The organism is Dactylosporangium sp. CA-233914 (assembly GCF_050942935.1).
Taxonomy (GTDB): domain Bacteria; phylum Actinomycetota; class Actinomycetes; order Mycobacteriales; family Micromonosporaceae; genus Dactylosporangium.
In genome coordinates this window covers 2,368,544-2,381,410 of record NZ_CP192030.1, presented here as the reverse complement: position 1 = coordinate 2,381,410, position 12,867 = coordinate 2,368,544, and the positions used below count along the sequence as shown (strand labels likewise).

12 protein-coding genes are annotated in these 12,867 nt (G+C 72.0%); 7 read left to right on the top strand and 5 right to left on the bottom strand.

From position 1 onward, the window contains the following. Positions 1-189 precede the first annotated feature (189 nt). The 3 genes from ACQPY0_RS10945 to ACQPY0_RS10935 all read left to right on the top strand — a co-directional run bounded on the left by ACQPY0_RS10945 (position 190) and on the right by ACQPY0_RS10935 (position 1,901). Entirely contained in the window at positions 190-480 is a 291-nt protein-coding gene (locus ACQPY0_RS10945; protein WP_432987493.1) for a hypothetical protein, read from the top strand. A 115-nt stretch (positions 481-595) separates the two neighbouring features. After that, on the top strand, positions 596-1,207 hold the full coding sequence (locus ACQPY0_RS10940; RefSeq protein ID WP_432987491.1) for an ATP-binding cassette domain-containing protein: 612 nt from the start codon (positions 596-598) through the stop codon (positions 1,205-1,207). Between the two features lies 1 nt (position 1,208). Further along, on the top strand, positions 1,209-1,901 hold the full coding sequence (locus ACQPY0_RS10935; RefSeq protein ID WP_432987489.1) for a hypothetical protein: 693 nt from the start codon (positions 1,209-1,211) through the stop codon (positions 1,899-1,901). 121 nt (positions 1,902-2,022) lie between these two features. Here the strand turns inward: ACQPY0_RS10935 and ACQPY0_RS10930 are convergent, their stop codons facing one another. From ACQPY0_RS10930 to ACQPY0_RS10910, 5 genes are all read right to left on the bottom strand, one after another. Further along, on the bottom strand, positions 2,023-2,742 hold the full coding sequence (locus tag ACQPY0_RS10930; protein WP_432987487.1) for a TIGR03089 family protein: 720 nt from the start codon (positions 2,740-2,742) through the stop codon (positions 2,023-2,025). Between the two features lie 3 nt (positions 2,743-2,745). Continuing rightward, positions 2,746-3,378 carry a hypothetical protein gene (locus ACQPY0_RS10925; protein WP_432987485.1) on the bottom strand — a complete coding sequence of 211 codons (633 nt, stop codon included), beginning with the start codon at positions 3,376-3,378 and terminating at the stop codon, positions 2,746-2,748. A gap of 26 nt (positions 3,379-3,404) precedes the next feature. Continuing rightward, complete coding sequence (locus tag ACQPY0_RS10920; protein WP_432987483.1) at positions 3,405-4,295, bottom strand: ATP-grasp domain-containing protein; 891 nt, start codon at positions 4,293-4,295, stop codon at positions 3,405-3,407. 34 nt (positions 4,296-4,329) lie between these two features. Next, complete coding sequence (locus ACQPY0_RS10915) at positions 4,330-4,653, bottom strand: hypothetical protein (protein WP_432987481.1); 324 nt, start codon at positions 4,651-4,653, stop codon at positions 4,330-4,332. 280 nt (positions 4,654-4,933) lie between these two features. After that, positions 4,934-5,839: a heme o synthase gene (locus tag ACQPY0_RS10910; RefSeq protein ID WP_432995166.1), complete on the bottom strand. Its 906-nt coding sequence runs from the start codon at positions 5,837-5,839 to the stop codon at positions 4,934-4,936. Between the two features lie 625 nt (positions 5,840-6,464). Between ACQPY0_RS10910 and tkt the strand changes: the two genes are divergently transcribed. From tkt to zwf, 4 genes are all read left to right on the top strand, one after another. Next, the gene (gene tkt, locus ACQPY0_RS10905; protein ID WP_432995164.1) at positions 6,465-8,522 is read left to right on the top strand and encodes a transketolase; all 2,058 of its coding nucleotides are present in this window, start codon (positions 6,465-6,467) and stop codon (positions 8,520-8,522) included. Positions 8,523-8,537: 15 nt separating this feature from the next. Further along, positions 8,538-9,647 (top strand): transaldolase, encoded by a 1,110-nt coding sequence (gene tal / locus ACQPY0_RS10900; RefSeq protein WP_432987479.1) that lies wholly within the window; start codon positions 8,538-8,540, stop codon positions 9,645-9,647. 162 nt (positions 9,648-9,809) lie between these two features. Further along, the gene (locus ACQPY0_RS10895; RefSeq protein WP_432987478.1) at positions 9,810-11,333 is read left to right on the top strand and encodes a glucose-6-phosphate isomerase; all 1,524 of its coding nucleotides are present in this window, start codon (positions 9,810-9,812) and stop codon (positions 11,331-11,333) included. Positions 11,334-11,340: 7 nt separating this feature from the next. Then, positions 11,341-12,858 (top strand): glucose-6-phosphate dehydrogenase, encoded by a 1,518-nt coding sequence (gene zwf / locus ACQPY0_RS10890; protein WP_432987476.1) that lies wholly within the window; start codon positions 11,341-11,343, stop codon positions 12,856-12,858. Positions 12,859-12,867 lie beyond the last annotated feature (9 nt).

Genomic DNA, 12,867 nt, shown 5'->3' with positions numbered 1-12,867 from the left:
GGTCATCCACCGGATCTCCGCGAACCCCTCACAACGGGCTACAGCACAGTGCCGGCCATCATCACACACCCAAGGCTTGTGAATCCGTTCGCCGCATCATTGCCAAGTTGTAAATTCATCTGCACTTTCTTTGGGCCCGGATGACCGGTGTGCAACTCTTCTGCAATGGGGCACACGGAACCGCTCATCATGCAGATCTACTGCCGCCTCGAGGTTGCGGTCACCGATCCGGAGGCCGTTGCGAAACTGGCCGGTCAGCAGCTGCGCGAGGCAGAGATCGACTGGTCACGGCGGGAGGAGGACCTCGACGAGGCGGTCCACCAGCTCGAGTCAGATCTGTCACAGGCATTGGCGTGTGTAATTGAGCACGATCGCATGATCGAACACCTGCCGGGCGTGGAACCGCGAGGCGGCCTCGCCTTCACGGCATTCGGCAAACCCGACGACCGATTCCGGCCGGGGTTCACCGACTTTCTGTGACAGACCCCGGCGCCGGCCCCGACGAGGGGGCCGGCGCCGGATTTGTCGTGATCGGGGCGGTGAGCCGGGGAGCTGCCGCGCAACCAAACCGGCCTCCCGAGGCGTTGATCCCGTCATGGAGCACGGACCGGCCCGGCTGCGGGCCACCGCGATCACGAAGCGGTACGGGCGCCGCACCGTCCTGTCCGGCGTCGACCTCACCGTTCACGCCGGGCAGGTCGCGGCGATCGTCGGGGCCAACGGCGCCGGCAAGTCGACGCTGCTGAAGATCTGCGCCGGGCTCATCAGCCCGGACTCCGGCACGGTGCGCATCGACGGCGCCATCGGATACTGCCCCCAGCAGGCCGGCCTCTTGCAGTTCCTGCGCCCGGACGAGCACTTCGAGCTCTTCGGCGCCGGGCGAGGCGCGGGCCGGGCGGCCTCGCGGCGGGCCGGACGGCGGATGGCGCGCGAGCTGTCGTGGGACGCGAGCGCCCCGACGATGGCGCGGCACCTGTCCGGCGGGACCCAGCAGAAGCTCAACCTGGTGCTGGCCGCGCTCGGCGACCCGGGCCTGATCCTGCTCGACGAGCCCTACCAGGGCTTCGACCGCGGCTCCTACACCGACTTCTGGGAGTGGGTGTTCCGCTGGCGGGCCGAGGGCCGGGCGGTGGTCGTGGTGACCCACATGCTCAACGTCCTCGACCGCGTCGACACCGTGCTCGACCTGACCCCGGTAGGAGTGTGACGTGCGCCGCTCGCTGATCGTCGCCGAGATGGTGACCCGGGACCTGATCCGCCGCCGCGCCGCGCTGGCCCTGCTCGCGCTCGTGCCGCTCGCCTTCTACCTGGCCCGGCACGACGAGAAGGTGGGGCAGTCGATCCGGTTCGCGAGCCTCGGCCTGGCCTTCGCGGTGAGCGCGCTCGGGCTGTTCTCCGGCACGGCGGCCAAGGGCTCGGAGCCGCGCCTGCGGATCAGCGGATACCGGCCGCTGCAGCTCTACGCCGGGCGACTGCTCGCGCTCGTCGGCATCGGGTTCGGCCTCGGCGCGGTGTACTGGGGCATCATCGTCGCCGACCAGGACCTGCGCCGGCCGGGCGCGGTCGCGCTGATGCTGGCGGTGACGGTCGTCGTGGCCGCGCCGCTGGGCCTGCTCATCGGGGCCGTAGTGCCGCGGGACCTGGAGGGGGCGCTGCTGCTCATCTCGATGATCGGGCTGCAGTTCCTCATGGACCCGGCGAAGAGCTCGGCGCGGCTGCTGCCGCTGTGGTCGAACCGGGAGCTGGGCACGTACGCGGTGGACCTCACCGACTCGGGCTACCTGCAGCGCGGTCTGGTGCACGGCGCCGCCTGCACGGTGCTGCTGGTCGGCCTCACGGCGGCGCTGACGTCGGTGCGCCTGCGCCGCCGCCGGCACATCCGGCTCAGCTCGACAGCTTGACCAGCAGCGGCGCGAGGGCGGCCGGGTCCACGTCCTGGGTCTGGCCGGCGAGGACCTCGAACCGCGCGCCGCGTCGCGCAGGAACTCGGAGGTGGCGCCGCCGTTGACAACCAATTGGTTGTCATTGCAGGGTGTGGGTCACCCGCTCGGCCTCGCCCAGGGTGCGCAGTGCCTCCGGGGTCGCGTTGGCGCACACCACCACGCTCGCGCGGGCCGACAGCGGCGCTAGCAGCCACTTGACCGGGTGCTCGTGCTCGGCCGCGGCCACGAGCAGGCGGTCTCCGGGGTGCAGCCCGATCCGGCCCGCCAGCTCGCCGGCGACCGCGCCCCACTCGCCGTAGCTGGTGCCGTCGGGCGTGGCGGCGTCGGTGGACCGGGTCCGGCCGTAGGCCGGCACGTGCGGGGAGTACTCGTCGAGCTCGGCGAGCAGGTCGCGGTACGACTCCGGGGGCTTCGGCGCGAACAGCGAGAACCGGTGCCGGGCGGCGGGGATGTTCTCCAGCCAGGAGCCGATGCGGTCGGCGGCGACGAAGGAGGCGTCGTAGGGGTCGCCCGCGCCGGGCTCGGCGACGCTCAGCCCGGCGGTCGCCCGGCCCTGTAGCGACAGCGCGACGCCGGCGGACCAGCCACCGAGCAGCACGGCGGCGGTGAGCCAGTGCGGCGGGAGCAGCACCGCGACGCGCCCACCCCCGGTCAGGCCGCAGCCCTCGCGCAGCAGGCCGGCGACGCGGGCGGCCCAGCCGCCGAGCTCGGCCGCCGAGAGGTCGGCCCGCTCGCCGGTGGCGGCGTCGACGAAGGTGATCAGCGCCGCCTCGGCGCGCTGAGGTGTGGCGGTCGTCATGCCCTACAGCATGACGACCGCGCTGCTGCGGGCGACCTCCGGCTCGGCCGGGGGGAAGTTCTCGTACTTGCCCAGCACGGCATGGATGACGAAGACGTACGGCACCTTGGAGGACAGCCCGGTGACCGTCGCCGAGACGCGGCTGCAGCCGGTGCCCTTCGGCACGGTCTGCCAGATCCAGGCGGGGGCCGGGCCCGCGTACAGGTCCTGCGACACGGCGGCCAGGCGATACTCGACCAGCGCCGGATCGCCGACGTTCCACCAGCTCACCACGGCCGAGGCGGTGCCCGGGGCCACGTCGGCGCCGTTGACCACGCCCTGGCGGTGGACGCCGGTGCACTCCGTCGGGCGGTAGCTCGGCGTCGCGGTGGAGCGGGTCCGCCTCGGCAGCGGCGACATCGACGCGATCGGGCCGCGCACGGGGGCGCCGGTGGCGAGGCCCGCCGACGGGTCCACGGATTCGCCGCGCAGGTACACCGTCCTCTCCGGCAGGTTCACCACCTTGCCCGACCCCGTGCCGGTGCTCGTGCCGCCGCCGCTGCCCGAGCCGCCGAGCCCGGGCAGCACGCCGCAGCCCGCGACCCCCGCCAGGAGGGCGGAGAACAGCACGAGGCCCGCGCCGATGCGCCGTTTCACACCGGGAACATCGGCACGGCCGGCGGTTACCTGAGCCGGCGCTCGACCGCCGCGGCGAAGCGGTCCGCCGCGCCCTCGGCGTGGGCGAAGAACAGCGACGGCTCGGTGAGCTCGACCTCGATCACCACCGGCCCGTCCGGGGTCGGCAGCAGGTCGACGCGGACGTACAGCAGGTCCCGCGCCGGCAGCGCCTCGAGCACCCGGGCGGCGAGCGCGTGCTCGGCCGGCGACGGGGTGCGCGGCTGGATGTTCTCGATCTGGTACAGCTGGTCCGCGGCCACGTACGGGCCGGTCAGGATGGCGCCCTTGCGGATCGCGTGGCTGTACTCACCGCCGAAGTACAGCAGCGCGGTCTCCCCGGCCGTGTCGACGGCGTCGAGATAGGGCTGGACCATCACCAGGCGGGCATCGTCCTGCAGGCGCCGCACGTGCGCCGCGGCGAGGCCGGCCTGGGTGGCGAGGTCGTACCGCCCGGTGTCGATGCTGCCGGCGCTGACCGCGGGCTTGACGACGATCTCGCCGCCGTCACCGGGCGCCCACGCGTCGCCGGGCTCGACCCAGGTCGTCGGGACGATCGGCACGCCGGCCGCCTCGAGCTCGCGCAGGTACACCTTGTCGGTGTTCCACGCGATGACCTCGGCGGGGTTGGCCAGCCGCGGCACCGAGCGCGCCCAGGCGACGAACTCGGCCCGGCGCTTGGCGTAGTCCCAGGTGTTGCGCACGACCGCCAGGTCGTAGGCGGCCCAGTCGGCGCCGGGGGCGTCCCAGGCGACCGGCTCGGCGGCGATGCCGCGGGCGGCGAGGGCGGGCACCAGGGCCCGGTCGTCCTCGTCGAGGTCCGGCAGGTCGGCGCAGGTAACGAGAGCGACCCGGGCGGCGGCCCGGGTCGCGTTGGAAAGGAAAGGATCTTGGTTCACGCAGCGAAGATACCCGCGGCGGGCGGGCCCGTCGCTAGCGAGACAGCGTGCGGCGCCCCATCGACCGCCACAGGTCGTTGCTCGGCCGCATGTGCTCGAGGAGCTCGCGCTCCCATGCGTTCTCGATCGTGACCCCGGCCTGAGCGCAGGCGGAGCGTGCGACGTCCGTGCCCTCGGCGAACTGGTCGCCCCAGACGCCGTCCTCTCCGACGAGCACGATGCGGGCACCGCGCCGGCCGACGTACTCGATGACCGCCTTGGCGCCGCCGTGGTCCTCCGCGAAGGACTTGAGGCCGGCGATCAGGCCGCCCGGGACCGGGCGGTTCAGGGTCATCGTCGTATCGGAACCATCTGCCATGAGCGCCACACTAAAGGGACAACGGGACACGTGCGGGTGAACTGCGGCCCCGTTGTGATCGTTGTTACCAACACGTTTAACGGGCCCGCCAGTATATTTGCCCGGCCATGTCCGTAAATATCCGGATCTTCTTCATGACTTTTCGGTGCTCAAAGCGAGACAAACGTCACGTGTCGTGATCGGTGGCGGCGTGGTCACAAAATTCGGGCGTTTCTGGCTTAACTTTCGCTTAGGCGCCCATTTCACCGGCGGTTCGGGCCATCGGTACTTGCCGCGCGCCTCACTGGATCAGGGCGTCCACGGCGATCGCGACGAACAGCAGCGTCAGGTAGGTCACCGACCAGTGGAACAGCCGCATCGGCTTCAGCGGCTCCTCGCGCCGCGCCCGGCCGTGCAGGCGATGCGCCTCGACGAGCAGCATCGCGCCGGTGACGAGCGCGACCACGCCATACAGCGGCGTCATCCCCATCGGCCAGAGCGCGACGGAGGCGCCGACCGTGAGCCAGCTGTACACCACCGTCTCCAGGCCCACGCGCCGCATGCTGCGCACGACCGGCAGCATCGGGATCCCGGCCCGGGCGTAGTCCGCCTTGAACTTGATGGCCAGCGCGTAGAAGTGCGGCGGCTGCCACAGGAACACGATGGCGAAGAGCACCCACGCCGTCCACGACAGCCCGCCGGTGACCGCGGCCCAGCCGATGAGCACCGGCGCCGCCCCGCACGCGCCGCCCCACACCGTGTTCTGCGGCGTCGTGCGCTTGAGCCACAGCGTGTAGACGAGGTCGTAGTAGGCGATCGCGCCCACGGTCACCAGCGTGGCGAGCAGGTTGGTGAACGTCGCCATCAGCACGGTCGAGACGACGGCGAGGGTCAGGCCGAAGATCAGCGCGCTGCGCGGCGACACGGTGTGCGTGGCCAGCGGCCGGCGCGACGTGCGCTTCATCACCTGGTCGATGTCGCGGTCGATGTAGCAGTTGAGCGCGTTGGCCGCGCCGGCGGCGAGCGAGCCGCCGACGAGCACGACCAGGACCAGCCACAGCGAGGGCAGGCCCCGGTCGGCGAGGAACATCACCGGGACGGTCGTGACGAGCAACAGCTCGATGATGCGGGGCTTGGTCAGCGAGACGTAGGCCTTCACCACCGCGCCGAGGCCGGCGCGGCGCGCGGAAGCCCGCTCCTGCTGCATCCGGGCCAGGGCCGCCGCCGAGGTGGGACGGACCGGTTCGGACGCGCGCTGATCAACGACTGCATGATCGACGAGCTGCGTCACTCGGGGTTGCCACCTTCCGGCGTCGGCCGTGCCTGCTGCCCGGCCGGCCGGGCAAAGCGTGCGGCGGAGCGAGGGTCCCGCCGAGATCAGCGGGCCCCCGCATCGTAGAACAGGATCGGCGCAGGTCGGACGGCGCCCCCACACCGGCCGTCACGCAGTGTCCCGGCGCGCTGAACCAAGTGAATTCCTGGCGGACGGCGCGCGGCGATTTCGCGCACAGCTGAATCGATCCAGCTCTGGAGCCGCATGCCACATCGCGGCTCATCCGTGCCCTGGGGCCCGGATGTGGCCATCGACTACGGTTGTCGCAGGCAGTGTCGCCGATGTCCGAAAGCTGGTCGACCGCGCGTGGGGCTACCCGATCGTGGGTAGGGTCGACGTGGTAATCCCCTTCGAGCCCTGCATCACTCGAGGAACGTAAGCACACCTCACCCCGTTCGACAGGAGCAGCACCGCCGTGAGCGTTGAAGAGGTCAAGGGTCCCGAGCTGTCCTGGTCCGACGTCGACCGGCGCGCGGTCGACACGGTCCGGGCGCTGGCGATGGACGCCGTCGAGAAGGCCGGCAACGGCCACCCCGGCACCGCGATGAGCCTGGCACCGGCCGCCTACCTTCTGTTCCAGAAGGTCATGAAGCACGACCCGACCGACCCGGCCTGGCTCGGGCGCGACCGGTTCGTGCTGTCCTGCGGCCACTCCAGCCTGACGCTGTACATCCAGCTTTACCTGGCCGGATACGGGCTGAGCCTGGACGACCTGAAGTCGCTGCGGCAGTGGGGCTCGCTGACCCCGGGCCACCCCGAGCACGGCCACACCGCCGGCGTCGAGACCACCACCGGCCCGCTGGGCCAGGGCATCGGCAACGCGGTCGGCATGGCCATGGCCGCCCGCCGCGAGCGCGGCCTGTTCGACCCGGAGCCGGGCGCCGGCGAGAGCCTCTTCGACCACGATGTCTATGTGCTGTGCTCCGACGGCGACATCGAAGAGGGCATCAGCCACGAGGTCAGCGCGCTGGCCGGACACCAGAGGCTGGGCAACCTGACCGTCATCTACGACGACAACGAGATCTCGATCGAGGACGACACCCGGGTCGCCAAGAGCGAGAACGTAGCGGCGCGCTACGAGGCGTATGGGTTCCACGTCCAGGTCGTCGACTGGCGCAAGGGCCACGACGCCGGCGACGGGGTCTACACGGAGGACGTCCAGGCGCTCTGGGACGCCGTCCAGGCCGCCAAGGCGGTGACCGACAAGCCGTCGTTCATCGCGCTGCGGACCATCATCGGCTGGCCGGCCCCGAAGAAGCAGAACACCGGCAAGATCCACGGCTCGGCCCTCGGCGCCGACGAGGTCGCCGCCACCAAGCAGGTCCTCGGCTTCGACCCGGCCCTGTCGTTCGAGGTCGCCGACGACGTGCTCGCGCACACCCGCGGCGCCATCGAGCGCGGCAAGACGCTGCACGAGGAGTGGGACAAGGGCCTCGCCCAGTGGCGCGAGGAGGCGGGCGAGCGCGCGGCGCTGCTGGACCGCCTGCTCGCCGGCGCGCTGCCGGACGGCTGGGAGAAGGCGCTGCCGGAGTTCCCGGCCAGCGAGAAGGGCCTCGCCACCCGCAAGGCCTCCGGCGACACGCTCGGGGCGCTGGCGCCGGTCCTGCCGGAGCTGTGGGGCGGCTCGGCCGACCTCGCGGAGAGCAACAACACCACGATGGAGGGCGAGCCGTCGTTCCTGCCGTCGGAATACGCGACGAAGGCGTTCCCCGGCCATGAGTACGGGCGAACCCTGCACTTCGGCATCCGCGAGCACGGCATGGGTTCGATCCTCAACGGCATCAAGCTGCACGGCCCGACCCGGCCCTACGGCGGCACCTTCCTCGTCTTCTCCGACTACATGCGCCCCGCGGTGCGCCTGGCCGCGCTCATGAAGCAGCCGGTCGTCTACGTGTGGACGCACGACTCGATCGGCCTCGGCGAGGACGGCCCGACGCACCAGCCGATCGAGCATCTCTCGGCGCTGCGCGCGATCCCCGGCCTCGCGGTGGTGCGCCCCGGCGACGCCAACGAGACCGCGCAGGCCTGGAAGGCGGCGCTGGAGCGCACGGACCAGCCGGTGGCGCTCGCGCTCACCCGGCAGAACCTGCCCACCCTGGACCGCACGGTCTACGCGCCGGCGGAGAACGTGGCCAAGGGCGGCTACATCCTCAAGGACGCCTCCGACGGCCAGCCCCGGGTGATCCTCGTCGCCACCGGCTCCGAGGTGCAGCTCGCCGTCAAGGCGCAGGAGCGCCTGGAGGCCGAAGGCACGCCGGTCCGGGTCGTGTCGATGCCGTGCCAGGAGTGGTTCGAGGAGCAGGACGCGGCGTATCGCCAGCAGGTGCTCCCGACCGGGGTCAGGGCGCGCGTGACGGTCGAGGCCGGCATCGCGATGTCGTGGCAGAAGATCCTCGGCGACTGCGGCGTCCCCGTGAGCATCGAGCACTACGGCGCGAGCGCCCCCTATGGGGTGCTGTTCGAGCAGTTCGGCTTCACCGTCGACAAGGTCGTCGCCGCCGCGCACGCCTCCCTGGCCAAGGTGGGCGAGATCACCGGCAGCACCACGGGCAACTAGGCAAAAGGAGTCCTCATGAGTTCCGATCGGCTGGCCGAGCTCGCCGCCGCTGGGGTGGCGATCTGGCTCGACGACCTTTCCCGGCAGCGGCTGACCAGCGGCGGGCTGGACAAGCTCCGCCGCGAGCAGCACGTGGTCGGCGTGACCACCAACCCCACCATCTTCGCCAAGGCCGTCACCTCCGCCGAGGACTACGCCGGGCAGGTCAAGGACCTGGCCGTGCGGGAGACCTCGGTGGCCGAGGCGACGCGCTCGATCATGGGCCACGACGTGCGCTGGGCCTGTGACGTCATGAAGCCCGCCGCCGACGCCAGCAAGGGCATCGACGGCCGGGTCTCGATCGAGGTCGACCCGTTGCTCGCCGCCGACACCGCCCGCACCGTCGCCGAGGCGAAGGAGCTGTGGTGGCTGGTCGACCGCGACAACCTGTTCATCAAGATCCCGGCGACCCAGGAGGGCCTGCCGGCGATCACGGCCACGCTCGCGGCGGGCATCAGCGTCAACGTGACGCTGATCTTCTCCCTGGAGCGCTACGAGGCCGTGATGAACGCGTTCTTCGACGGCCTCGAGCAGGCCAAGGCCAACGGCCACGACCTGTCCAGGATCGGCTCGGTGGCCTCGTTCTTCGTCTCGCGCGTCGACACCGAATACGACAAGCGCCTCGACAAGATCGGCACCGACGAGGCCAAGGCGCTCAAGGGCAAGGCGGCGATCGCCAACGCGAAGCTCGCCTACAAGCTTTACGAGCAGCTGTTCTCCTCGCCGCGCTGGCAGACCCTGGCCGACGCGGGCGCGCACCCGCAGCGGCCGCTGTGGGCCTCGACGTCGACGAAGAACCCGGAGTACCGCGACGTCATCTACGTCGAGGAGCTCGTCGCCCCCGGCACGGTGAACACCATGCCGGAGTCGGTGATCCACGCCTTCGCCGACCACGGCGAGGTGCGCCTGGACGCCATCACCGGCGGCTACGAGGAGGCCCAGCAGATCATGGACTCCCTGGCGGCCCTGGGCATCGACTACAGCGACGTCGTCGAGGTCCTCGAGCGCGAGGGCGTCGAGAAGTTCAGCGTCAGCGGCAAGGAAATGAACGACACGGTCCAGAAGGCCCTGGGCTCGGCGTCCTGAGGTTCGCGGGACCTCCCGGGTGCCGTGCCGTGCCCGCCCGGTGCGGGCACGGCTCACCCGCGGGGGTCCCGCACCCGCCTCGCTCGGGCGCGGCACGTTCGCGAGTTCGCGTCGCGCCCGCCTCGCGCGGGCGCCAAGATGAGGGCATGCAGGGGGTGGCGGGTGTCTGATCTGCTCGACGAGGTCGTGGCGGCGGCTGGGCTCACGGTCTTCGGCGCCACCGAGACCACGCGTCCGGCGGACGCCCCGGCCCCTTCGCCCTTCCTGCCCGGGCCCGAGCTGACCGACCGGATCGCCGCCTTGCGCGCCGGCCTGCGGGCCGCGGGCCTCGACCGGTTCGTCCTGGTCGCGACCGGCGCCCCGGCCGCCGGCGCCGGGGCGATCGCGGCCACGCTCGGGCTGAGTCTCACGGTGCTCGACGCGCCCGACCCGCACCGGGCGCGCGCGGCCCTGGCCGACCGCCTGGAGCGCACGGCGGTCGTGATCGCCTCCCCGGGCCCCCTCTCCCCCGCGGCCGACGCCTACCGCCAGGCGTTCCTGCAGGCATTCCAGGACGCCGGCCGGACCGATGTGGGCCCGCGTTTCGTCGTGGTGACCGCCCCCGGTTCGCCCCTGGAAGCGACCGCCCGCGACACCGGCGCCCACCTGTTCCTGGCCGCGGAGACCGCCTCCGCCCTGAGCGCCTACACCCTGGTCCCGGCCGGCCTGGCCGGCGCCGACGCGGCCGTCCTGCTCGCCGAGGCCGAGGCCCTGCTGACCCCGCCGGCGTCGGCCGCCCGCCGCCCGATCGGCTTCGCGGCCGCCCCGCCGTCCGCCGGCGAGGCTCCTCCCGCGCCACCGGCCGCCGACGACTCCCGCGGCGCAGACCGGCGTCACCAGCCCGGCGTCGCGCTCGGGGAGACCATCGCCGCGGCCGCGCGGGCCGGGCGGGACAAGCTCGCCGTGGCCTCCGACGGGACCGGGATCGACGGGCTCGGGCCGTGGATCGAGCGGCTCTTCGGCGACGCGGTCGTCACCGTCGCCCTGGAGAACCCGTCGTCCTGGGGGCACGAGGGCCCCGACGTGCTCGGCGTGACCGTCGGCGGCGCGCTCGGGCGCGCCATCATGCCCGGCGGCGGCATCAACCCCGATCTTTGCGTCAACGGCCCGCTCGGCGCGCAGCTGCTCGCCTGGGAGCAGGCCGCCCTGGTGGTGGGCGCCGCCCGGCCGGCCGCGGCCGGCGACGACCGCCTGCTGCGCCTGCTCGGCACCGGCCTGCCGCGGCAGGTGCCGTCTCTGGTAGAGGGGGCCATCGAGGTTTACGGCGAGACGGCCGCCACCACGCTCATCGACGCGGTCGACGCGCTGGCCCGCACCGTGCCGCCCGGCGGGCGGCTGGCGATCGAGGCGCACCTCGACCCCGGCGGCGACGCGGCCGCGGCGCAGGTGCGCGACGCGCTCGCGGGGCGGGTGGCCCGGGCCGTGACGTTCGGCTGGGGCCCGCGGACGGCCCCCGGGGCGGGCGCGACGCTGCGGATCACCGGCGCCGTCACCGGCGACCTGGCGGTGCCGGGCCGGCCACACACCTTCGGCGAGCTGCAGGCGGCGGGCGCCCAAGCGGTGCAGGAAAACGAGCCCGGAATGCGCTTGCACCTGACCGACCGGGTAACCGGTATCGAACAACTGTTGGCCGCCCTCGGAGGGTGAGAAACTGATGACCAATCCGCTGCGGGACCCGCAGGACCGGCGACTGCCTCGGATTCCCGAGCCGTGTGCGCTGGTCATCTTCGGCGTCACCGGTGACCTGGCCCGCAAGAAGCTCATCCCGGCCGTCTACGACCTGGCCAACCGGGGCCTGCTGCCGCCCAGCTTCGCCGTGCTCGGCTTCGCCCGGCGCGACTGGGGCGACGGCGACTTCGAGGACCTGGCGCGCAAGGCGGCCCAGAACGGCGCCCGCACCACGTGGCGGGAGGAGGTTTGGTCGCGGCTGTCGGGCAACATCAAGTTCGTGCCGGGCTCGTTCGAGGACGACCAGGCCTTCGACCACCTGGCGCAGATGCTCAACGACCTGCACGACGAGTCGGGCATCCCCGGCAACGCGGCGTTCTACCTGTCGATTCCGCCGTCGGCGTTCCCGGTCGTGCTCAAGCAGCTGGAGCGCACCGGCATGTCGGACAACGCGAAGTCCGGCGGGTGGCGGCGCGTGGTGGTGGAGAAGCCGTTCGGCTACGACCTCGGCTCCGCCAAGCAGCTCAACGACCTCGTCGACGACGCCTTCACCGCCCAGGACGTGTTCCGCATCGACCACTACCTGGGCAAGGAGACCGTCCAGAACATCATGGCGCTGCGGTTCGCCAACAACCTGTTCGAGCCGGTGTGGAACTCCAACTACGTCGACTCGGTGCAGATCACCATGGCCGAGGACGTCGGCATCGGCACCCGCGCGGCCTTCTACGACAAGGTCGGCACGGCCCGCGACGTGCTGCAGAACCACCTGCTGCAGCTGCTCGCCCTGGTCGCGATGGAGGAGCCCACCGCGTTCGACGCGGACGCCATCCGCACCGAGAAGCTCAAGGTGCTCAACGCGATCAAGGTGCCGGCCGACGTGTCCACCAACACGGTCCGGGGGCAATACCTCACCGGCTGGGTGGCCGGCGAGCGCGTCCCCGGATACCTGGAGGAGAAGGACGTCCCGGAGGAGTCGAAGACGGAGACGTACGTCGCCGTCCGCCTGGGCATCCAGAACCGGCGGTGGGCCGGTGTGCCGTTCTACATCCGGGCCGGCAAGCGCCTGCCGCGGCGGGTCACCGAGCTCGCCGTGCTGTTCAAGAAGGCCCCGCACCTGCCGTTCCACGAGGCCGACGTGGAGATGCTTGGCAACAACCAGCTCGTCATCCGGGTGCAGCCGGACGAGGGCGTGATGCTGAAGTTCGGCTCGAAGGTGCCGGGCACGACGATGGAGGTCCGCGACATCGCGATGGACTTCCAATACGGCGAGGCGTTCACCGACGCGAGCCCGGAGGCGTACGAGCGGCTGATCCTCGACGTGCTCATCGGCGACAAGACGCTGTTCCCGGACTCGGCGGAGGTCGAGGCGAGCTGGAACGTGATCGACCCGCTGGAGGAGGCCTGGGCCGGTTCGACGCCGCAGCCGTATCGCGCGGGCGAGTGGGGACCGCGGGCGGCCGACGAGATGCTGGCCCGCGAGGGCCGCGTCTGGCGCCGGGCCTGAGCACGGCCG